The 20,343-nt window shown below is 60.8% G+C and carries 21 protein-coding genes; 9 read left to right on the forward strand and 12 right to left on the reverse strand.

Features of this window, described 5'->3' with window-relative positions:
• Window positions 1-26: 26 nt before the first annotated feature.
• Window positions 27-389: a nuclear transport factor 2 family protein gene (locus tag RBH10_RS19180; protein WP_281036109.1), complete on the reverse strand. Its 363-nt coding sequence runs from the start codon at window positions 387-389 to the stop codon at window positions 27-29.
• 107 nt (window positions 390-496) lie between these two features.
• Here RBH10_RS19180 and RBH10_RS19185 point away from each other — a divergent pair, with 107 nt between their 5' ends.
• Together RBH10_RS19185 and RBH10_RS19190 are read left to right on the forward strand one after the other, a co-directional pair.
• Window positions 497-1,291, forward strand: a complete 795-nt coding sequence (locus RBH10_RS19185; RefSeq protein WP_281036108.1) for a helix-turn-helix domain-containing protein — start codon at window positions 497-499, stop codon at window positions 1,289-1,291.
• Between the two features lie 6 nt (window positions 1,292-1,297).
• Entirely contained in the window at window positions 1,298-1,651 is a 354-nt protein-coding gene (locus RBH10_RS19190; RefSeq protein WP_281036107.1) for a putative quinol monooxygenase, read from the forward strand.
• Here the strand turns inward: RBH10_RS19190 and RBH10_RS19195 are convergent.
• On the reverse strand, window positions 1,632-2,594 hold the full coding sequence (locus RBH10_RS19195) for a nucleoside recognition domain-containing protein (protein WP_281036105.1): 963 nt from the start codon (window positions 2,592-2,594) through the stop codon (window positions 1,632-1,634). The genes RBH10_RS19190 and RBH10_RS19195 overlap by 20 nt on opposite strands.
• A gap of 119 nt (window positions 2,595-2,713) precedes the next feature.
• Between RBH10_RS19195 and RBH10_RS19200 the strand changes: the two genes are divergently transcribed.
• On the forward strand, window positions 2,714-3,169 hold the full coding sequence (locus tag RBH10_RS19200) for an Lrp/AsnC family transcriptional regulator (RefSeq protein WP_112496974.1): 456 nt from the start codon (window positions 2,714-2,716) through the stop codon (window positions 3,167-3,169).
• Window positions 3,170-3,256: 87 nt separating this feature from the next.
• Here RBH10_RS19200 and RBH10_RS19205 read toward each other — a convergent pair whose 3' ends face one another.
• The gene (locus RBH10_RS19205) at window positions 3,257-3,640 is read right to left on the reverse strand and encodes an ACT domain-containing protein (protein ID WP_281037347.1); all 384 of its coding nucleotides are present in this window, start codon (window positions 3,638-3,640) and stop codon (window positions 3,257-3,259) included.
• 125 nt (window positions 3,641-3,765) lie between these two features.
• Complete coding sequence (locus RBH10_RS19210) at window positions 3,766-5,787, reverse strand: methyl-accepting chemotaxis protein (RefSeq protein WP_281036104.1); 2,022 nt, start codon at window positions 5,785-5,787, stop codon at window positions 3,766-3,768.
• Window positions 5,788-6,064: 277 nt separating this feature from the next.
• Here RBH10_RS19210 and RBH10_RS19215 point away from each other — a divergent pair, with 277 nt between their 5' ends.
• Together RBH10_RS19215 and RBH10_RS19220 are read left to right on the forward strand one after the other, a co-directional pair.
• Window positions 6,065-6,817 carry a TlyA family RNA methyltransferase gene (locus tag RBH10_RS19215; RefSeq protein WP_281036103.1) on the forward strand — a complete coding sequence of 251 codons (753 nt, stop codon included), beginning with the start codon at window positions 6,065-6,067 and terminating at the stop codon, window positions 6,815-6,817.
• Complete coding sequence (locus RBH10_RS19220; RefSeq protein WP_281036102.1) at window positions 6,814-8,064, forward strand: class I SAM-dependent RNA methyltransferase; 1,251 nt, start codon at window positions 6,814-6,816, stop codon at window positions 8,062-8,064. Before RBH10_RS19215 ends, RBH10_RS19220 begins: the two co-directional genes overlap by 4 nt.
• Here the strand turns inward: RBH10_RS19220 and RBH10_RS19225 are convergent, their stop codons facing one another.
• From RBH10_RS19225 to RBH10_RS19235, 3 genes are all read right to left on the reverse strand, one after another.
• Entirely contained in the window at window positions 8,065-8,385 is a 321-nt protein-coding gene (locus RBH10_RS19225; RefSeq protein WP_045018316.1) for a hypothetical protein, read from the reverse strand. It lies immediately after the preceding gene.
• A gap of 89 nt (window positions 8,386-8,474) precedes the next feature.
• Complete coding sequence (locus RBH10_RS19230) at window positions 8,475-9,233, reverse strand: crotonase/enoyl-CoA hydratase family protein (RefSeq protein WP_281036101.1); 759 nt, start codon at window positions 9,231-9,233, stop codon at window positions 8,475-8,477.
• A gap of 19 nt (window positions 9,234-9,252) precedes the next feature.
• Window positions 9,253-11,040 (reverse strand): acyl-CoA dehydrogenase, encoded by a 1,788-nt coding sequence (locus tag RBH10_RS19235; RefSeq protein ID WP_281036100.1) that lies wholly within the window; start codon window positions 11,038-11,040, stop codon window positions 9,253-9,255.
• Between the two features lie 222 nt (window positions 11,041-11,262).
• Between RBH10_RS19235 and RBH10_RS19240 the strand changes: the two genes are divergently transcribed.
• A complete protein-coding gene (locus RBH10_RS19240) occupies window positions 11,263-12,258 on the forward strand; it encodes a transporter (protein ID WP_045018323.1) in 996 nt (331 codons plus the stop codon).
• Between the two features lie 60 nt (window positions 12,259-12,318).
• On the opposite strand, the gene RBH10_RS19245 is transcribed toward RBH10_RS19240, so the two are convergent.
• The 4 genes from RBH10_RS19245 to RBH10_RS19260 all read right to left on the reverse strand — a co-directional run bounded on the left by RBH10_RS19245 (window position 12,319) and on the right by RBH10_RS19260 (window position 16,071).
• A complete protein-coding gene (locus RBH10_RS19245) occupies window positions 12,319-12,861 on the reverse strand; it encodes a BA14K family protein (RefSeq protein ID WP_281036099.1) in 543 nt (180 codons plus the stop codon).
• Window positions 12,862-13,084: 223 nt separating this feature from the next.
• Window positions 13,085-13,549, reverse strand: coding sequence for a BA14K family protein (locus tag RBH10_RS19250; protein ID WP_281036098.1), 465 nt, complete (start codon window positions 13,547-13,549; stop codon window positions 13,085-13,087).
• A 187-nt stretch (window positions 13,550-13,736) separates the two neighbouring features.
• Window positions 13,737-14,819: a hybrid-cluster NAD(P)-dependent oxidoreductase gene (locus tag RBH10_RS19255; protein ID WP_306180763.1), complete on the reverse strand. Its 1,083-nt coding sequence runs from the start codon at window positions 14,817-14,819 to the stop codon at window positions 13,737-13,739.
• Window positions 14,820-14,826: 7 nt separating this feature from the next.
• On the reverse strand, window positions 14,827-16,071 hold the full coding sequence (locus tag RBH10_RS19260) for an aromatic ring-hydroxylating dioxygenase subunit alpha (protein WP_281036097.1): 1,245 nt from the start codon (window positions 16,069-16,071) through the stop codon (window positions 14,827-14,829).
• A gap of 334 nt (window positions 16,072-16,405) precedes the next feature.
• Here RBH10_RS19260 and RBH10_RS19265 point away from each other — a divergent pair, with 334 nt between their 5' ends.
• From RBH10_RS19265 to RBH10_RS19275, 3 genes are all read left to right on the forward strand, one after another.
• On the forward strand, window positions 16,406-17,014 hold the full coding sequence (locus RBH10_RS19265; protein WP_281036096.1) for a DUF6656 family protein: 609 nt from the start codon (window positions 16,406-16,408) through the stop codon (window positions 17,012-17,014).
• A gap of 167 nt (window positions 17,015-17,181) precedes the next feature.
• Window positions 17,182-18,159: an L-threonylcarbamoyladenylate synthase gene (locus tag RBH10_RS19270; RefSeq protein ID WP_281037346.1), complete on the forward strand. Its 978-nt coding sequence runs from the start codon at window positions 17,182-17,184 to the stop codon at window positions 18,157-18,159.
• 56 nt (window positions 18,160-18,215) lie between these two features.
• Window positions 18,216-19,652, forward strand: a complete 1,437-nt coding sequence (locus RBH10_RS19275; RefSeq protein ID WP_306180954.1) for an FAD-binding oxidoreductase — start codon at window positions 18,216-18,218, stop codon at window positions 19,650-19,652.
• A 27-nt stretch (window positions 19,653-19,679) separates the two neighbouring features.
• Here RBH10_RS19275 and RBH10_RS19280 read toward each other — a convergent pair whose 3' ends face one another.
• On the reverse strand, window positions 19,680-20,198 hold the full coding sequence (locus RBH10_RS19280) for a glycosyl transferase (RefSeq protein ID WP_045018426.1): 519 nt from the start codon (window positions 20,196-20,198) through the stop codon (window positions 19,680-19,682).
• Window positions 20,199-20,343 lie beyond the last annotated feature (145 nt).

Raw genomic sequence — 20,343 nt, forward strand, 5'->3', positions numbered from 1 at the left:
GGGGACAACCACGCCGCCTCATTGCATTATGCTGCGGCGCCGTCGAGGAAACCGACGACATTTTCAATCCGCCCCTCGGCATCGCGGCTGACGACATCGGTGCCGCCGGCCACATCTTCTCCCGCAGGCGAGACCAGACGCCATGAGAACCGGGTAAAGACGCCGTGGCCATCCGGGGTGCCCGTCAGAACGAAGCGGAAGCCGGGAAAGTTCTGGCGCGCCGCGTCGATCATCGCGGCAATCCCCTGTTGCCCCTCACCCTGCATCATAGGATCCACGTAGCGCGCCGTTTCGGTCCACGCCTTGTTGACGAGGTGCTTGCGGCGTTCACCGTCCTCCTCGTTCCAGACCGCGAGATAGGTTTCGGCGATTGCGAGATGTTGCGTCATGATTGCGCTCCTTTTGGTTGACGGCCTGAGCATGCCGGGGGCCGCGACGCAGAACAATTACCTCAGGGGTAATCGCATTGCCGATATCTTCTGCTAGGCTGCGGGGCATGACACATCATCAAGAACATGTCGGCCAGGTGCTGAAGGAATGGCGGGCCCGCCGCAGATTAAGCCAGCTCGATCTGGCTTCCGACGCAGAGATATCGGCGCGCCATCTAAGCTTTGTGGAAAGCGGGCGGTCATCGCCCAGCCGCGAGATGCTGACGCGGCTGGCGGAGCAGCTGTCGATGCCCGCCCGTGCCACCAACCGGCTGATGCTGGCTGCTGGTTACGCGCCGATCCATTCCGAACGATCGCTGGATGCGCCGGACATGACAGCAGCCCGTAAGGCCGTCGAAACCGTGGTGCAGGGGCACATGCCCTTCCCGGCACTTGCCGTCGACCGCCACTGGAATCTGGTACTTGCCAATGATGCAATCAAATCGCTTCTCGCCGGCATATCCGAAGACCTGCTTCACCCGCCCCTCAATGTATTGCGGCTGAGCCTGCATCCGGATGGCTTGAGTTCACGCATCGTCAATCTTGCCGAATGGCGGCATCACCTGCTGGATCGCCTGCGCCGCCAGGTCGAAGAGACCGGAGACGAGACGCTCTCTCGGCTGCATGCGGAACTTTCCGCCTATCCCGCGCCGGCGGCTCCGCGGCATGTCGCCGGGACCGATCCGTTGGCGATACCGCTTGAACTGCGCGATCCGTCGTCAGGGGGCGTGCTGCGTTTCATTTCCACCACCACGGTTTTCGGAACCGCCACGGATGTGACGCTGTCCGAGCTGGTGCTGGAATGTTTCTACCCGGCCGACGCGGAGACACGCGCCGCCCTGATGCACGGCACGAAGGAGTAAGCATCCATGCACACCACCTATCTCATCGGCTTCAAGGTCCGTACCGGCCAGCGCGAACGTTTTCTGGCATTGCTGAACGATCTGCTCGACGCCATGCGACACGAGGACACCTTTGTGAATGCGACCCTGCATCGGGACGGCGAAAACGAAAACCACTTCCTGCTGCACGAAACCTGGAGCGACCATCAGGACGTGCTCGACGTTCAGGTTCATCGTCCCTATCGGCAGGCATGGCACGATGCACTGCCCGAGCTTCTGGATGCCCCGCGCGATATTTCCGTCTGGCACCCCATCCGGGTTGACCACGCCGGTCCCGCGACGAAACCTGGCGTGTCTTCGCCTATGTACCCTGCGGCCTGAACATCCGCGCGAAGAACACTTTGTCGGAAAGACGGTGCAGCAGTGCGGCAATGGCGGCGGTTGCCACAATGGCGAAAACGAGCCGCCCGACCAGAACGCCGTAGACATCTGCACCCAGCGACATCACGACAATGGTGTCCTCGATCACGCTATGCGCAAAACCCATGAACACGCATGACAAAAAGACCTGACGCGGCGATATCGCTCCCGATTGCGCCTCGCGGATCAGAAGACCGGCGCCATAGGAAATGCCGAGGAACAAGCCGATGGCAGTGAGATGTTCGGCCTCGCCGCGAATGCCGGCAAGACGCAGCACGGGCGAAAGCGCTTTCATCATCAATGCCAGGACGCCAGTCAGCCTGAGGATTTCAAGGCCAAAGGACAGGACCAGAAGGATGACGAGCATCGAGAGCATGGTTTCGCCAAGGCCCCAGAAATAGTCTGCCCAGTCGGGCGTGGGGCCCATGGCAGTCCAGACGGGGCTCACCGGGGCTGAAAGCCACCCTGTCACCTCCAGAAAATGGTGCAGGAGAAAGGCATAGAGCAATCCGCCCCCGATACGCAGCAGCGTCGTTGCGATCACGCCGGGGCCGGCCTTTTCAATGATCTTCTGCTCGATGGGCAGCCCATGCGCGAACAGGATGAGGGCCGAGAAAACCGTTACATCCGCCACGCTGAGCGAGGATACGGGAACCAGCGTGAAAACCAGCGGCACAGCGCCCCATATTCCCACCAGCATTCCCGTCAGCCAGGCCAGGCCCAGCTCCGGCGGAAGCCCAATCAGGTTCATGACCGGCGCAAAGACCGGGGCCACGGCCTCGATCGCGCCCATCCTCGACAACAGTTCGGTGAGGATCGCAATCGGAACGGTGATCCGGACAAGCACCCAATAGATTTCAAGCGTTTCCCGCGTTTTACGCCAGACGGGCATCAGCAATGGCATCGGAGACTCCTTAAAGATTGTCCCCATCCACTAGCTCGAGCCGGTTCGCATTTGTGGTCAAAGATTGCAGCTTTGTGCAATTTTATTGCAAGTTGACCATGGGAGATTATGCTGCGGCAATGGACCGTATCGACCGCAAACTTTTAAACCTCATGCAGCGCGATGCATCGCGTACCAATGTGGACATGGCCGAGGAGGTGGGGCTGTCGCCCTCCAGTTGCCTGCGCCGTCTGCAACGGTTGCGCAAATCGGGCGTGATCGACCGCATTGTCGCGATCCTCAATCCCGCCAGAGCCGGACGGGCGATCAAGGCGCTGGTGACGGTGGAGCTGAAATTGCACGGCGAGCAGCATATGCGCCGTTTTCTCGACCTGGCGAGCGCCGAGGACGCGGTTTCACACGCCTATTCCGTTACCGGTGCTACTGATGTCGTTCTGATGCTGCGGTTGCGCGACATGGAGGAGTTCGATGCACTTTGCGACAGGTTGTTCCGCGACCAAAACAATGTCGCACGCTTTTTCACCATGGTCGTCATACGAACGGCGAAAGAGGAAACGGCCATTCGGCTCGATTGAATTGCAGCTTTTGAACCATGCGCCGGGTGGTCCATTTCAATCTTCACAACGCTCCTCCTTGGAGACGTCGTCTTGGCGAATGGATCTCTAAATGAGGGTATGCCCTGCATTTTTCAGCAGAACGAAAGCTTTTTCCAGATCGTTCGATTTCACAAGCAGGTGGTCGCCATCGAAAGTCGAAACCACAAATATTCCGATCTCGTTGGTCGACAGCGGCTCGATCACGGACAAGACGATGCCCGTTTCATCGAAGGCAAATGGACCCTGTAACTTCAAACAGGACCAACCCGTATCGGATCGCACATCGCCGGGGATACGATCTTCCCGGCAGACGATGGAAAGTTCGTCATCGGTCCGGGTGATGCTGACGAAGCCACCGCCATCGGCCCAGGCCGGAATGGCTTCAGAGGCGTGGAGCCGGGCCACCCCATATGCACCGTCAAGGATTTTCAACTTGATGCGAGGAGCCATCTCGAAATCACCTTTGCTGGAAAACCGCGACAAACGGGCGGTTGAATGCTCGCACCCGTACATCTAGCAACAAAAAGGGGGCTTCACAGCCCCCAATTCTCACTCAACGATCGTGACCGCCTCGCTCAGAACTCCGTCCAGTCCTGATCCTTGGCGGCAGGCACTTCCTGATTACCGCCGAAGGCGCGGGCGAGGCTCTGGCCAAGCGCGCGGGCTGGCGAGGCGACCGGCCTTGCGGTTGCGGAGGCAGGTTTTACCGGCGCTTTTCTGACCGGCGCGGCGGGAGCAGGCTGGAAGGTCGGCTTAGCCGAGGACTGACGGGGGGCGGAATATCCACCATTGCTGGCAACGGCACCACGAACACCGCCGACCCTGAACTGGCCGAGCAGGCTGTTAAGCGCTTCCGCTTCGCGGGCGAGCGAATGGCTGGCGGCGGTCTGCTGCTCCACCATCGCGGCATTCTGCTGCGTGCCCTGATCCATGGTGTTCACGGCCGTGTTGATTTCCTGCAAGCCCGTCGCCTGTTCGCGGGCAGCAACGACGATGGCGCTGACATGGGCGTTGATTTCTTCGACTTCCGCCACGATGAGTTCCAGCGCCTTGCCAGTTTCGTCAACGAGATTGACGCCGTTTTCCACCTGCTGGCTGGAGGCGCCGATCAGCGTCTTGATTTCCTTGGCGGCATTGGCGGAACGCTGGGCGAGTTCGCGCACTTCCTGTGCAACCACGGCAAAACCCTTGCCGGCATCACCCGCACGGGCGGCTTCCACACCGGCGTTCAGTGCCAGCAAATTGGTCTGGAAAGCGATATCATCGATGACGCCGATGATGTTGCCGATCTCCCCGGAAGACTTTTCGATCTCGCGCATGGCGGCAACCGCCTTGCGCACCACGACGCCGGATTTTTCCGCACCGGTGCGGGCGCGCTGAACCAGATTGCCGGCGTCTTCTGCACCCCTGGCGCTATCGCGCACGGTGGTGGTTACTTCTTCCAGAGCTGCTGCGGTTTCCTCGATGGAGGCGGCCTGCTGTTCGGTGCGGCGCGACAGGTCGTCGGCGGCAGACAGCATTTCCGAAGCGCCGGAATTGATTGCTGCCGCGTTCTCGCCAACCGCGCGCATGGCATGCTGGAGCTTTTCGACGGCGCTGTTGAAATCGATACGGATGGGGTCGATGTAGGAAGCGAACGGCGTTTCGATGCGGTAGGCGAGATCGCCTTCCGCCAGAGCCGAAAGACCCTTGCCAAGCTCGTCACGCGCAAGGGCGTTGGCGGCTTCGTCCTGCGCCTTCTCTTCCTCGTTGCGGCGGCGCTCGGTTTCGGTTGCGGAGCGCATGCGCTCGGTCTCGCCGGCAAGGCGGGACTTCTCCAGCCCGGCTTCCTTGAAGACGAGAACGGCCTTCGCCATCTTGCCGACTTCGTCCTTGCGGTCGAGGGCCGGAACTTCCGTGGTCATGTCACCATCGGCAAGCCTGCTCATCGCCGCCGTCATGCCGACAATCGGTGTGACGATGGAGCGCGACAGCGCCCAGATGAGAGCGCAGGCCAGAAGACCGGCGACAGCGCCGCCACCCAGAAGCGCGAGCTTGAGGTTGAGTGCGGCGGTGTCCTGCTGCGCGGCGTAGCTTGCCGACAATCCGTTCAGCTGGTCCTTGATCTTGGCGGCGGAGGCGCGGAAGCCATCGAGCTGGCCTTTCGCCTGATTGCGGCCGATTTCGATGATTTCGGAAATCGGTGCCTCGGTCGTCTTGCGTGCGGCGATCTGCGGTTCCGCCAGTTCCTTGAAGAACACGGTTGCGGATTTCTGCATATCGTCGATGGATTTCAGGATGTCCGGCTGGCCAACGGCGAGCGCGCGGGCTTCGTCAAGCTTCTTCAGCATCAGGTCGCGCTGGGCGAAAACATCATTGTAGGTGCTGTCGCTGCGAAACAGCAGGAAGCCGCGCTGGTTGACGGCCTGTTCCAGCATCGCGGCCGTGGCACCATCCACCGCATGCATGATGTTGTTGGCCCTGTTGTTCTGGACCGTGACGTGCTCACTCCCCAGCGTCTGCCAGAAGACCACCGCGGAGGCGAGCAGGCACACGCCCATCAAGACGCAGAAGGTGACAATGAGCTTAATGTTGATGGGGAAATTTTTCAGCGACATCGCAAACTCTCTCGGCGACCTGATGCCTCGGAGCAAGCGTCTGCGCTGCAACGGTCGCAATTTTGGGAATGGGAGGAGATGCCGTCATGGCAGGTTCCGACTGGCCGCACGGGCCTTGGACACAAAGTGCAATACAAGCCTTTATATTGGATTAATCGCATATGCTGTTTGACGGCCCTGAATGACCATCCGCTGCGGCAAAATGGCACCGTTGCGAAGCGATGAGAACGATAAATCGCTTGCATCTGCGGGGTTTGACGGTCATTGACACGGGACCATGTCCAAAACACCTGAAAATGAACGGCTTGACCAGCTTCTTGTTTCGCTCGGCCACTTCGCCAGCCGCTCGCGTGCGCGCGATGCGATTGCGCGCGGCACCGTGAGCGTCAACGGGAAAACCGCCACCAAGCCCAGCCAAACCGTCGCCGGAAACGTCAAGATCGCCATCACCGATCCGGCGCAGGCCTATGTTTCCCGCGCTGCCCTGAAGCTCACCGCCGCACTCGATCATTTCGGGCTCGATCCGAAGGGCCACGAATGTCTCGACGTCGGTGCCTCCACCGGCGGCTTCACCGAGGTGCTGCTTCACCGCGGCGCAAAACACGTTGTCGCCATCGATGTCGGCCACGGGCAAATCCACCCACGGATCGAGAACAATCCGCGTGTCACCAGTCTGGAAGGACTGAATGCACGGTTTCTCACTGCGGACGATATCGATGACCGGGAGATCGGCTTCATCGTCTCCGACGTGTCCTTCATTTCCATAAAGCTCGCCCTTGCCCCGGCGCTCGACCTTGCCGCCTCCGGCGCGCTGGCGGTTCTGCTGGTCAAGCCGCAATTCGAGGCGGGCCGCGACGCCATCAGCAAGGCCGGCCTGTTGAAAGAACCGGAAACGGCCCCCGCCGTTGCCGCCGAACTGGAGCGCTGGCTCGTTGAAGACATGGGCTGGAAAAGCCTCGGCCTCATTCCCTCGCCGATTTCCGGCGGCGACGGCAATATCGAATTTCTTCTCGGAGGCGAAAAGCCATGACCACGCAGACCGTCAGCATCAAGAGCCTTGGCGCCCAGGGCGACGGCATTGCGCACTGTCCCAACGGCCCGGTCTATGTGCCCTTCGCCCTGCCCGGCGAAACGGTGGCCATTGCCAAGGTCAAGGATACCGGCACCATCATCTCGATTGCGGAAGCCTCCGCTGACCGCCGCGAACCCGTCTGCCGCCACTTTGGCCCCGAGGGCGTTAACGGCTCCTGTGGCGGCTGTTCGCTGCAACATTTTGCCGACCAGCCCTACCACGCCTTCAAGCGGGAGCTGGTGGTTTCCGCGCTGAGATCGAAAGGCCTGACGCCGCCGGTAGACGATCTCGTCATCTGTCGCCCCGGCGAGCGCCGCCGCGCGGTGTTTGCCGCCCGCAAGACGGAAAAGGGTCTGTTGCTCGGCTTCAATCAGGCGAACAGCCACCACATCGTTGCCATCGAGGAATGTCCCGTCACCTCGCCCGGTATCGTCGCGCGGCTGGACGCCATCCGCGCCATCGGCTTTTCCCTTGCGTCGAACGCCGAGCCGTTCCGCATGACCGTTCTTGAAACGCTCTCGGGTCTCGACATTTCAGTCGATGGCATCAAATCCGTTGGCGACAAACAACGGCGCACATTGACGGAAACGGTGCTTGCCATGCGCGGCATCGCCCGTGTCTCGCTTTCCGGTGAAATCCTGATCGAACCGGACAAGCCGATCATCGAATTCGGCGGCATTCCGGTTTCGCCACCGGCCGGCGGTTTCACGCAGGCGACGAAACAGGCGGAAGACGCCATGGCGGAACTGGTGCTTGCCCATGTCGGCAAATCCAAACGCATCGCCGATCTGTTCTGCGGTTCCGGCACGTTTGCGCTGAGACTGGCACGCATCGGCAGGGTGCATGCGGTGGAGGCGGAGGACAAGCCGCTGAAGGCGCTGGATTTCGCCGCCCGCAACACACAGGGACTAAAGCCCGTCAGCATCGAGAAACGCGATCTCTTCCGCCGCCCGCTGATGACGAGCGAGATGAAGAATTTCGATGCCGTTGTGTTCGATCCGCCGCGCGCCGGTGCGGAAGTCCAGTGCAAGGAGCTTGCCCGCAGCACGGTGAAGAAAATCGTCGCCGTCAGCTGCAATCCGCTGACGCTTGCGCGTGACCTCGCCATTCTGGTGGAGGGCGGTTATCGCGTCACGCGCGTCACCCCGGTCGACCAGTTCCTCTGGTCGCCGCATGTGGAAGCCGTGGCAACGCTGGAGAAATAATCACCAGGCGGTATCGACCGTGCCGTTGCCGACCACGCCCGAGCAACGGCAGGCGCCGCCGACGCGGCCCTGCTCGATGGGGCAGATATAGGGCCGGCGCCGATTGGAACTGTCCGGTGGAGTGATGACGCAAACGAAACGCGCGCGGCGCTGGCGCTCGCGGGAATTGCCGGAATAGTAGTTCGGGCTATCGTCTTGCGTGGACTGCGCCAGAATGACGTTGTTGCCGGAACCGGCTGGCGGCAAGGGCGTGAGCGCCGCCGCCTCTGCAACGGTCGCAGCGGAGAGCAAGAGGGTCAGGGCGAAAACGAAGTGACGCATGCGGGTGGCCTTCGGACAATGACGTTGCGTTATTTAACCCAAGCCATATTACCCGGTTCCTTAACCGCAAGGAATTCCTGCCGGAACGCTTAACGGCGCATAAATGCCTCGAAGGCGGCGCGCGCTTCAGCACTTTGCAATTGCGCTATGAAATGGCGGGCTTCCTCGTCGATGCGGGCCAGCACATCCTCCGGGCTGCCGCGCACGAGATCGCGGGCGATCTTCAGCGCCTGCTGCGGCTTGGCGGCAAGCCGCGTGGCGAGCGCCAGCGTTTCGGTTTCGACATGTTCGGGGGCAACAACTTTCCAGATCATCCCGGCCTGCAAGGCCTGTTCGGCGGTGAAACCTTCGCCCATGGCAAGCAGCGCAAAGGCACGTTGATGGCCGATAAGCCTCGGTGCAAGCAGGCTGGACGCGGCTTCCGGCACCAGCGCCAGATCCACGAACGGCGTCTTGAACAGGCTGCGATTAGAGGCGACGGTCAGATCGCAATGCAGGTTCAGCGTCGTGCCGATGCCGATGGCCAGCCCGTCAACGCCCGAAACCAGAGGTTTTTCGAAGGTCGCGAGCGCCTTCAGAAGATCGAGCACCGCAAGCTTGCCCTTTGCGCCCGACATGGCGAAGGCAAGGAAATCGGCCATATCGTTGCCGGCGGAAAAGCAGCCTTCCGTGCCGAGAAAAGCGACAACACGAATATCCGGGTCCGCATTCGCGGCCTGCAACGCCTCAGCCATGCGCAGATACATCGCATCGGTGATGGCATTTTTCTTTTCCGGCCGGTTGAAGCGGATGGTCAGAACCTCCGGCGCATGGCCGACCCGCTCGACGAGAATATGATCGTCCGACATAGCTATTTCCTCAATCCAGTCAGGAAGCCAACACGGCGCGGGCAGCGGCAAGGCTTGCCGCACCTGCAATGACGCGGTCCTTGAGTGCTGCCGTTTCCGCCAGCAGGTTTTCCGCCGCAAACCGGCAAAGCGAGGCGCGATGCGCACCCTTGCCGTCATCGACCTGCGCCAACGCGCCCTTGGCAAGATAGGCGCCGGTGAGCGCCAGCCCGAAGAGACGCTGATAGGGCGTGGCACCGGCGAGCGCTGTTTCGGTTTCGCCGGATTTCAGGCGTTCCAGCAGCCAGTCGGTCGCCGTTTCCAGATCGTTCAGGCTCGTCTCCAGATAACGGGCCGTTTCACCGAGATCGTCGCGGTTCGAAGCGGCGGTCCGGGCGGCGATTTCACGCAATTCGGCGATGAAACCGCGCACCTGCGCGCCATCGGAAAGCGGCAGCTTGCGCACCACCAGATCGATGGCCTGAATGCCGTTGGTGCCTTCGTAGATCGGCGCGATGCGGGCATCACGCAGATAACGCGCGGCACCGGTTTCCTCGATGAAGCCCATGCCGCCATGCACCTGAATGCCCATGGAGGCGACATCAACACCGGCATCGGTGGAGAAGGATTTGGCGATAGGCGTCAAAAGGGCGGCGCGCTCCTGCCAATGGGCACGCTCGGTCGCGTCGCCAGTGGCATGCGCCATGTCGATGGCGTGGGCGCAGCTAAAGGAGATCGCCCGCGATCCCTGCGTCAGCGCCTTCATCGTCAGAAGCGTGCGGGCGATATCGGGATGCTCGATGATCGGGCTCATGCCGGAACCCTGCCAGCCGGGCGCCTTGCCCTGCGTGCGCTCTCTGGCGTATTCGATTGCCTTCTGGGTCGCCGCCTCGCAGATCGCCACACCCTGCATGCCAACGGCGAGGCGGGCATTGTTCATCATGGTGAACATGCAGGCGAGACCCTTGTTCTCCTCGCCGATCAGCCAGCCCAGCGCGCCCTTCTCTTCGCCGAACTTGCCGTCACCGAAGATCATCGTGCAGGTGGGCGAACCGTGAATGCCGAGCTTGTGTTCCAGCGAATGGCAGAAGACATCGTTCCGGCTACCCGGCGTACCGTCGTCGTTGGGGAGAAACTTCGGCACGAGGAACAGCGATATGCCGCGCGTACCGGCCGGCGCATCCGGCAGGCGGGCGAGAACAAGGTGGATGATATTGTCCGCCGCATCATGTTCGCCCCAGGTGATGAAAATCTTCTGCCCGAAGATACGATAGGTGCCGTCACCATTGCGCTCCGCACGGGCCTTCAGGACGCCAAGGTCCGATCCCGCATGCGGTTCGGTAAGGTTCATCGTGCCGGTCCATTCCCCGGATACGAGCTTTGGAAGATAGGTGCGTTTCAGATCGTTGCTGCCGTGGGCGACGAGGGCTTCCACCGCGCCCATGGTGAGCGTCGGCGCGAGCGCAAAGGCCATGGAACCGGAGTTCCACATTTCGAGTGCGGCTACATTCAGCATATGTGGCAGGTTCTGGCCGCCGAATTCCTCAGGCGCAGTCAGGCTGTTCCAGCCTGCTTCCGCCCAGCGCCGGTAAAGATCGGCCCAACCATCCGGGGTCGTGACCTTGCCATCGGCAATCCTTGCGCCCTGGCGATCGCCGATATCGGCAAGCGGTGCGACCTGCTCGGTGGCGAAACGGCCGGCTTCCTGCAGGATGGCATCGACGACATCTTCACCGAGATCCCCCAGCGCACCCCCGGACAACGCGTCTTGAAGACCCGCCACATATTTGAGTGTAAAGGCGATATCATCCACCGGCGCGGTATACATGCTGCCTCCTCCCGAAGCTTTTGCCTATCGTGCTGTTCTTCGGGCTAAATGATTTTTACGTAAACGTCAATTTGAAAATTCCCGCCATTTCAGCAGGATTGTTATAAAACTGTCATATGAATTTGCTCAGCATGCGCTGAAAGGTGCTGTGCCACCGCTGCCGTTCCCGTCATGGGGCGACGGACGCCTCCCACTCCCTCCCCGCCGGTCAGGACTGCCACGATGGATCTCATAACGCCCGCTATCCCCGGCCTTGTCTGGGCCTATCAATTCCACCCCGGAACAGCGCCGTGCAGGCGGCTTGCGCCCGATGCGGGCTTCGGCGAGATGGCCGAATGCGAGGGCTTCTTCTGGCTGCATCTCAATCTCGCGGATCAGCGGGTGGCGGGTTTTCTCGAAACGATCGAGGGGCTCGATCCGGCGGCGCTGGCAAGCCTCACCACCCATGAGACCCATCCCTCCATCACGGTGGATGAAAAATCGCTCTATGGCACGCTGGTCGATTTCCAGCGCGAATTCGACAAGGAGACGCGCGATTTCGGCTGGCTGCATTTTGCGGTGAGCGACCGTTTCATCATCACCACCCGTTTACAGCCGCTGCGTTCAGTGGATCGGCTGAAGGCGGCAGTCGACAAGAATTCCAACCGTTACCTCACGCCGGCCCATGTCTTCGAGGGCCTCGTTGCGGAATTCCAGCGCTCGCTCATCAACCTGGTGATGGAGACGACCGAAGAGCTGAATGCCATCGAGGACATGGTCTATGACAGCGAGAACCGCGACGAGCGCCGGCGTCTTGCGCCTCTGCGCCGCACGGTCGTTCGCCTGCACCGGCATCTGCGCACCGTGCTGACTCTGATGCGGCGGGCCTCTGCCGCCGACGAGGACGAGATGCCTGATGGTTTCGAGGATGTAGCCTCACGGCTGATGGGCCGCCTCGAGGCCGTCGATCACGACGTCTACGCACTGCAGGAGCGCGCGAGGCTGCTGCACGAGGAAATCGATTCCAAGCTCTCGTCCGAAACCAACCGGCACCTTTATATCCTGTCGCTGATGACGGCGTTCCTGCTGCCGCCATCGCTGGTGACCGGTTTCTTCGGCATGAATACGGACGAGCTGCCGTTTACGGTCGGTACCGGCGGCACGATGGCGGCCAGCATCTTTATCGTGATTTCGGTCATGCTTGCCTGGTTCGTGCTGAAGCGGGCGCGCATTCTCTGACAACAAAAAGCCGCCCGGCTCGGTGCCTGGCGGCTCTTGTCGGTTCAATTCGTCCTTCTATCAGCTGTAAGGCGAATAGCAGGGCTGGCGTGGGCCGTGGTAGGGCTGGAACGTGTTGCTATAGGCATCGTAGGACCGATAGCGGCCATAGCACCAGTTCACATGCGACTGGCTCAAACCGCCGCGACGGATCGGGCGGTATTCGCGATAGACCGGACGCGGACGATATTCCGGCACGGGGCGGTAGACCTCGCGCGGCTGCGACAGGGCGCCGCCGATGATCGCACCCGTCGCAAAGGCTGCGAGCGGGAACCAGTATCCGTCATGGTGACGATAGCCGGGACGGTAATCGCGATAACCGCGATGGCCACCATACCACCCACGACGATCACCCCAGTCACCGCGATCGCCCCAGCCGCCACGATCACGATCACGATCGCGCCAGTATTGCACATTCACGATATTCTGGCTGGCATCGTTGCCCTGCGCCTCGACGCTCTTCGGCGCCACCGGCAATGGCATTGCCTCAGCGGGAACAATTGCTCCTGCAACCACGATTGCAGAAAGACCGACAGCCAGGATATTTTTCACATAGCTTCTCATCTGACTTCCTCCATTCACGACGGTCGACAGGCCGTTGCACGTGAATAATAACACCTTTTTCTTTCATCCGGCCAGTTTGTCGGTGCTGGCTGAAACATCACAGGTTGCAGGCTAGGCGTTTTCGCCTGAACCCAGCATTAACGGCGTTATCACGCTTCGTTTATCGAAATCGGCCGCCTGAAAGCAAAAGCCCGGATAGGATCCGGGCTTTCGAAAACCGTCCTTAACGGCTGTAGGGGGACACGCACACGCGGCGCGGACCGCTGCTCGGCTGGTAGCTGTTGTCGTAAGCGCGATACGAGCGCCAACGGTTCTGGCACCAGGAGACGTGGCTGCCGCCATAGGCCGGGGCCGGCTGCGACATGGCGCCGCCAATGATCGCACCTGCCGCAAAGGCTGCCATCGGGAACCAGAATCCATTGTGATAACGGTAGCCCGGACGGCGGTCGCGATAACCGCGATGGCCGTTATAATATCCGTCACGCGGCGGGCGATGGCGGTACACACGGTCCCCGTATCTGCGGTCACCTCTGCGGTCCCATTCGCGGTACTGCACCGGCACAACATTGTCGGTCGTGATCGCCGGCTTCGGCATCGGAACAGGCACCTGGAACGCCTGCGACGGCGTAAAGCTTGTCAGGAACAGGACGATCGCCGTGGCGACACTCGTTGTCCGGAAATTCATCATGGTCTTCCTCCGTTTGCTCGCGCGCGTTGAGCCGCGCTTCACCCACTCACTCTTGTCGGAGATATGGGTCAGCCCCCATTTAAAACACCCGAAAAGAATTCGACGCGATGAAAACGCGTTCAAGGAAGATTGGTTCCCAAGCAAAAAAACGTTTTCAGAACAAGCAGATGAAGAGGGTATCCGCCGATCAGGCTTCCACTTTCACGTCGGTCAGGGGCCGCGAGCAGCAGGCGAGAATATAGCCTTCCTCGATTTCGTCATCGAGAATGCCGCCATTGTGGTGCATCTCCACCTCGCCGGAAAGCTTCAGCACCCGGCAGGTGCCGCAGATCCCCGATCTGCAGGCAGCGCCGATACGAACCCCGGCAGCGCGCGCCGTCATCAGAACGGTCTGGCCGGGCTGGCACGGCACTTCCTTGCCGGAAAGCGTGAACCCCACCATCGACAGCGCCTCGCCATCCGCAGCGGTGTGAACGCTTTCACCCACGGCAACGGGGGCGGCCGGCGAGAAGCTTTCCTGATGGTAACGGCTCATGTCGAAGCCGGAAGCATCCAGCATGGAACTGATGGCAGCCATGAAAGGCCCCGGCCCGCAACAGAAAACGGTGCGGTCCATGAAATCCGGAGCCAGAAGCGCGATCTTGGCCTTGTCGACCATGCCCTTCAGGCCCGACCAGAGATCGGTGCGACCACAATTTTCCACGATGAAACCAAGCGACAGTTTCGGCATGAAACGGGCGAGATATTCCAGCTCGTGCCGGAACACGATATCGGACGGCGAGCGCGAGCAGTTGATGAAGGCGATGTCGCTTTGCGGCGCACGGTCGCTCATGTCGCGCACCATCGACATCATCGGCGTGACACCGGAGCCGGCCGAGATGAACAGGTATTTCTCACCCGGATGCCGCACATAGGAGAAGTCACCGAGCGGACCGAGCGCCCGGATTTTCATGCCGGGCTTCAGATTGTCGAACATCCAGCGCGTGCCGATGCTGGTGGCCTGCGCCTTGACCGTGACCGACAGGGCATAGGGCCGTGATGGGCTGGACGACAATGTATAGGTTCGATAGAGCGGCTCCGGCCCCACTGGCAATTCCAGCGTCACGAACTGGCCCGGAATGTAACGGAACCAGTTCTGATCCTCGGAGCGGAACAGGAATGTCATCACATCAGGCGTCTCGGGAGTCACCGAAATGCATTCCAGCATGTGGAGCTTGTCGCTCCACGGCTTCATCTCGTCTACGTGTTTGTAGGTCACAGCCATATTCATCTTCGCGTTACGCTACGGCCGACAGGCGGGCCTTGTCGCCCGACAGCCGGTCAACCATGAAATCGGCATACCAGTTGACGAACTGCATCACACCGCCCTCGTCTTCCATGGAATAGGGGCCGGGCTGGTAAGCGGGCGAACGGATGCCGAAGGCGTTTTCTTCGACGATGCGACGGTCCTGATCGTTGGTTTCGTTCCAGACGTGGGTGAGGTCCTCGAGGTCGTAATCCACGCCTTCCACCGCGTCCTTGTGCACCAGCCATTTGGTGGTGACCATGGTCTCGTTGGCGTTGAGCGGCAGCACCCGGAAAGAAATGGTGTGGTCGCCGAGGAAGTGGTTCCAGGTCGTCGGATAATGGAACAGGAGCAGCGCGCCGATATGGCTGATGCTCACATCTTCCGAAAGCGGCCGGCGCACGGCGCGTTTTCCCGACATGGTGTAGCTTTCGGCTTCCCCGATCAGCGGCATGCGGGCAACACGGAATTGGCCCTGCGGATCGATCTTGAAACGGCTTGGCAGGCCGGCAGCCTCGCAGCGTGCCCAGTGGCCACCGATCTCGGGATCGCTCGCACCACCGTCCGTTCCCGTAACACTCGGGTTTTCAGGGTAGGTGCGGCAGAGTTCCGGATGGTTGGCGGCGCAATGGTAGCACTCGCGGTTGTTTTCCCAGACGAGCTTCCAGTTACCCTTTTCGATGATCGTGCTTTCATGCGCGACCTTGGCTTCCCAGATGCGGTGCGGGGCCATGTAGCTTTCGACTTCGGCGCGCATCGGCGCGAAATCGGCGGGCTGATCGGCAAGGCAGATGAAGACATAACCGGCAACGGTTTCGCAGGCGACCTGCTTCAGGCCGAATTCCGCCTTGTCGAAATCATCGCCCATATGGCGGGCGAACAGCAGCTTGCCGTCCAGATCGTAGGTCCACTGGTGATAGGGACAGACGAGGCGGGCGGACTGGCCCTTCTGGGCGCTGCAAACGCGGGAACCGCGATGGCGACAGGAATTATGCATAGCGCGGATCTGCCCGTCGCGGCCGCGAACAATGACCACCGAGTAGGCTCCGACCTGAACGGTCATGTAGTTACCGGATTTCGGCACCTCGCAATCGTGGCCGACAAACAGCCAGTCGCGATACCAGATCGTTTCCATATCGAGCTGGAAATAATCAGGGTCCGTGTAGAAGGGCTGTTCCAGGCTGAAACCTTCACGGCGGTTCTTCAGCTGGCGCAATACGGTATCACGCAATTCCATGGCCAAATCCTCGATCAAACCGCCCTGCCCCACACCATTTATGGGGCTGCGGAAGTATGATCCCATCTAAACACCAGCGTTCATTTGCGGTAGCGCAGACAGCGACATCGGCTTCCGCATTGGCGACAAATTGCGACATGCGCCAAAGGCCGCCGCGCGCCATTCTGCTGCGAAATCCGGCAGCTATTCCACGCGCGAAACCACGTCGCAATATGACGCATGATGTCGCGCTGTTCCGTCTCTCTACCCGTTAAAAAACGGGGGTAACGGCGCAACGGAGTTTTAACATGCCCTAAACTATATTGCCTGATCGACAGCAACGAGGGCGTTCCGGGTGGAGAAGGCGACACGCATACGTTATTTCGATGCGGGCAAACATTCGGTCACGCCGATACGTTCCAAGACCGCGCATTCGGATTTCCTGCGGACCGGGCGGATCAGCCGCTACGAAGAACGCTGGCTGCCGAAAGAACGCGTCTATTACAGCCATGACGAAGTGGCAGCGATGACCGGGCGCAAGCTCGAGGCCGCCGCCGATGCCACCCACAGCCGTCTCAACGGCTTTCACCAGTCCATCCGTTTTCCCAGGATGGTTTTCCCCCACCTGCTCAACGACCGGCCGCATCTCGGCTATTGCCATGTCACGGCGGCGAAAACCAGTTTCGATGCCGAGCGCCACGTACTCTGGTCGTTCTATTTCGCGAATTTCTTCGCCGAGCTGAGCGGAGCCGAAAACTTCTTCGAAAACATCGATGCGCGTTATTCCCGGATGTATTTCGCCGTCGCCATCAACGCGCTTCCCAACAAGAACGTCGCCATCGATACCTCCTTCCATCGCGGCGGCCTGCTGTTCCAGACACACGATCCGCGCGTGGCGCTCAAAAACGTGCTGATGCTCGGTGCGCGCTCGGAAGAGATGCGCAAGATCATCAAGGCGATATAAAAGCCGCGATAAAGCGTGTCGCATTCCATCAGATTCAGTGACGCGCGTTATCTCCTTGTTTTATGCGTGTCGTTATCCCGAAACCGCTGCGCACTTTCGGGCGACATGCATTAGCGCTTTCCATAACGGCCTCGAATACGCTATTGAGCGCCCTGAAAGGCAGCATCATGGCGCGTCATATCGATATCGAAAACGAGCGGGAAACCGCCCTGCAAGCGGCCGTCGAGGAGCTTTCCCACGGCCTGCCCATCGCCCTGCCTACGGAAACCGTTTACGGCCTTGCTGCCGACGCCACCGATCCGGCGGCCATTACCCGTATTTACGAAACGAAAGGCCGGCCGCAGTTCAATCCGCTGATCTGCCATATGGCCGATATCGCCATGGCCGAACGTTACGCGGTTTTCGATCCCGTATCCCGCAGGCTCGCAGAAGCCTTCTGGCCCGGCCCGCTGACGCTGGTTCTGCCGCTGAAACCCGCAAGCGACATCCATTCCCTCGCGACGGCCGGTCTCGATACTGTCGGCATTCGCGTGCCGCAGGGTTTCGCCGGTGATCTGATCCGCCGGTTCGACAAGCCGCTCGCGGCACCCAGCGCCAATAGTTCCGGCAAGATCAGCCCGACGAGTGCGGCCCATGTCGAGGCCGATCTCGGCCGGAAGATCAACCTCATTCTCGATGGCGGCGCGGCATCCGTCGGCGTCGAATCCACCATCGTCAAGGTGGAGGAAGACGGGCGGGTGCGGCTGCTTCGCCCCGGCGGTATCGTCACCGAGGATATCGAACGGATTGTCGGCACAAAGCTGGAGCGGCCGGAAAAGGCATCCGCCGCCATCGAAGCGCCGGGAATGCTCGCCTCGCATTATGCGCCCGGCGCTGCCGTTCGCCTCGACGCCATCTCCGTTTCTCCCGGCGAGGCGCTGATCCGCTTCGGTGGCATCGCCATTGCGGGCGAAGAGACGGCCCGTGCCGTTCTCGATCTCAGCCCTTCCGGCGATCTTGCCGAAGCCGCGGCCAATCTGTTCGATTATCTGAAAGCCGCCGATGCAAGCGGTGCTGCGACAATCGCAGTCACTACCATTCCTGCCCATGGTCTCGGAGAGGCGATCAACGACCGCCTTTCCCGCGCCGCCGCGCCGCGAGGCTGACGGCACTCAACCCTTTCGCCCATGTTTCAAAAGACAGCGAGACGCAGCCCATGACGATGACCACGACCGCAGCCCCCTCCTCCGACATCCTCGACCGCTTCACCGCTATTGTCGGTGAGAAGAACGCGGTGCGCGACGCCGCAGAAATGGCACCGCGCCTTGTGGAAAATCGCGGGCTTTACCGTGGTGCCTCGCCGCTGCTGCTCAAGCCCGGTTCGGTCGATGAGGTTGCGGCCATCCTGAAACTCGCCAGCGAGACCGGCACGCCCATCGTGCCGCAGACCGGCAATACCGGCCTTGTCGGCGGCCAGACGCCGCGTGCTGACGGAACCGACATCATCCTCTCGCTTGAGCGCATGAACCGCGTCCGCGACATCGATCCCGTCGCCAATACCATCGTCGCGGATGCCGGCTGCATTCTCGATGACATTCACAAGGCCGCAGCAACCGTTGAACGGATGTTCCCGCTGTCGCTCGGTTCGCAGGGGTCCTGCCGCATCGGCGGCAATCTGGCCACCAATGCCGGCGGCACTGCGGTTCTGGCCTATGGCAACATGCGCCAGCTTTGCCTCGGGCTGGAAGTGGTGCTGCCAACAGGCGAAATCTGGGACGGGCTGCGGCGGCTGAAAAAGGACAATACCGGTTACGACCTGCGCGATCTCTTCATCGGCTCGGAAGGTACGCTCGGCATCATTACCGGCGCGGTGTTGAAGCTTTTCCCCGTGCCGCTCGGCCATCAGGTGGGTTTCGCCGGGCTTGGCTCCACTAACGACGCGCTGAAGCTGTTCGAAATGGCCTCCAACCTCTGCGGCACGGCGCTGACCGGCTTCGAACTGATGCCGCGCATCGGCGTCGAATTTACCGCGAAACATATTCCCGGCGTGCGCGACCCCTTGGAAAACCCGCATGACTGGTACGCGCTGATCGATATCTCCACCTCCGATCTGGCTGAAACGGCCGAAACGATGATGCAATCGCTGCTGGAGCGCGGTTTTTCGGCCGGGCTGGTTGAAGACGCCGTGATCGCGACATCGGAAGCGCAGCGTCAGGCACTCTGGCACATGCGCGAAAGCATGTCGGATGCGCAAAAGCCGGAAGGCGGATCGATCAAGCACGATGTTTCCGTACCCGTATCAAAAATACCGGAATTCATGGCGACGGCGGAAAAGGCGGTTCTCGCCGCCATTCCGGGCGCCCGCGTCTGCGCCTTCGGTCATCTCGGCGATGGCAACATCCATTATAATATTTCCCAGCCTGTTGGTGCGGATAAAGCCGAATTCATCGGCCGCTGGCGGGATATGAACGAGATCGTGCACGGCATCGTGCTGTCGCTCGGCGGCTCTATTTCCGCCGAACACGGCATTGGCCAGTTGAAGCGCGACGAATTGGCCGCCATCCGGCCCGGCATCGAAATGGAACTGATGCGGCGCATCAAACACGCCTTCGACCCCGCAGGCATCATGAACCCCGGCAAGGTGCTCGCCGCCGGCTAGGCACGGCGGCATCGTCTTTATGGCAGGTCAGTTCGAGGGGCGGGCCGTCCAGGCCGGAACCAGTTCCGCATTCAGGCGGCGCGGCTTTTGCGCATGGACGAGCTGCGTCAGGCCCATGCCGGATTTCGCAATCGCCACAGCATGTTTCTTCGGCATCAGATAACCGCATTCCAGCGGCGGCTGACGACGCACTATCCGGCTGAAAAACGGCCGTTTGTGGTAACGGGACGGCGAGAAACGCGCAGGCTCCGCACACACCGTCACATATTCGAGAATCTCCTCGATCCAACCGCTCTGCGGACGAGCGCCCGGCTCGACCAGCAGTATCCAATGCCCGCGCACTGAACGCATGACATCTTCAATATCCCATTGCTCATAAAAACGGCAACCGGCAGCATCGGCGACGCGCGACGATCCATCGCGCGAACCGTGATCGAGGATCACCACATCGCTTACCAGCCCTTCCACGGCCCCGGTTACAAGCGCAGACAGCGTATGCGCCAGTTCCGGTTCCTGATCCCGGCATTCCATTATGACTGTCAACATATGCATAGCTCTAACGCATCGCACAATAAATTGCCACTCCGCTCATCGTGAGAAAATCCGCGATAATCAGTACCCGACGACGCCTGGCTTTCAGGCTGGATTGAGAAAACCACACATCAGTCGCTGATGGGACAAATATCGATTT

It is taken from the genome of Rhizobium sp. AN73 (assembly GCF_030757975.1).
Lineage (GTDB): Bacteria > Pseudomonadota > Alphaproteobacteria > Rhizobiales > Rhizobiaceae > Agrobacterium > Agrobacterium arsenijevicii.

Coding starts and splice junctions, on each gene's coding strand:
- RBH10_RS19230 (WP_281036101.1), bottom strand. CDS start 9,233: ATGTCGGACGATCATATTCTCGTCGAGCGGGTCGGCCATGCGCCGGAG.
- RBH10_RS19180 (WP_281036109.1), bottom strand. CDS start 389: ATGACGCAACATCTCGCAATCGCCGAAACCTATCTCGCGGTCTGGAAC.
- RBH10_RS19235 (WP_281036100.1), bottom strand. CDS start 11,040: ATGTATACCGCGCCGGTGGATGATATCGCCTTTACACTCAAATATGTG.
- RBH10_RS19185 (WP_281036108.1), top strand. CDS start 497: ATGACACATCATCAAGAACATGTCGGCCAGGTGCTGAAGGAATGGCGG.
- RBH10_RS19210 (WP_281036104.1), bottom strand. CDS start 5,787: ATGTCGCTGAAAAATTTCCCCATCAACATTAAGCTCATTGTCACCTTC.
- RBH10_RS19245 (WP_281036099.1), bottom strand. CDS start 12,861: ATGAGAAGCTATGTGAAAAATATCCTGGCTGTCGGTCTTTCTGCAATC.
- RBH10_RS19205 (WP_281037347.1), bottom strand. CDS start 3,640: ATGGCTCCTCGCATCAAGTTGAAAATCCTTGACGGTGCATATGGGGTG.
- RBH10_RS19225 (WP_045018316.1), bottom strand. CDS start 8,385: ATGCGTCACTTCGTTTTCGCCCTGACCCTCTTGCTCTCCGCTGCGACC.
- RBH10_RS19190 (WP_281036107.1), top strand. CDS start 1,298: ATGCACACCACCTATCTCATCGGCTTCAAGGTCCGTACCGGCCAGCGC.
- RBH10_RS19220 (WP_281036102.1), top strand. CDS start 6,814: ATGACCACGCAGACCGTCAGCATCAAGAGCCTTGGCGCCCAGGGCGAC.
- RBH10_RS19240 (WP_045018323.1), top strand. CDS start 11,263: ATGGATCTCATAACGCCCGCTATCCCCGGCCTTGTCTGGGCCTATCAA.
- RBH10_RS19260 (WP_281036097.1), bottom strand. CDS start 16,071: ATGGAATTGCGTGATACCGTATTGCGCCAGCTGAAGAACCGCCGTGAA.
- RBH10_RS19215 (WP_281036103.1), top strand. CDS start 6,065: ATGTCCAAAACACCTGAAAATGAACGGCTTGACCAGCTTCTTGTTTCG.
- RBH10_RS19280 (WP_045018426.1), bottom strand. CDS start 20,198: ATGTTGACAGTCATAATGGAATGCCGGGATCAGGAACCGGAACTGGCG.
- RBH10_RS19270 (WP_281037346.1), top strand. CDS start 17,182: ATGGCGCGTCATATCGATATCGAAAACGAGCGGGAAACCGCCCTGCAA.
- RBH10_RS19195 (WP_281036105.1), bottom strand. CDS start 2,594: ATGCCATTGCTGATGCCCGTCTGGCGTAAAACGCGGGAAACGCTTGAA.
- RBH10_RS19250 (WP_281036098.1), bottom strand. CDS start 13,549: ATGATGAATTTCCGGACAACGAGTGTCGCCACGGCGATCGTCCTGTTC.
- RBH10_RS19275 (WP_306180954.1), top strand. CDS start 18,216: ATGACCACGACCGCAGCCCCCTCCTCCGACATCCTCGACCGCTTCACC.
- RBH10_RS19255 (WP_306180763.1), bottom strand. CDS start 14,819: ATGAATATGGCTGTGACCTACAAACACGTAGACGAGATGAAGCCGTGG.
- RBH10_RS19200 (WP_112496974.1), top strand. CDS start 2,714: ATGGACCGTATCGACCGCAAACTTTTAAACCTCATGCAGCGCGATGCA.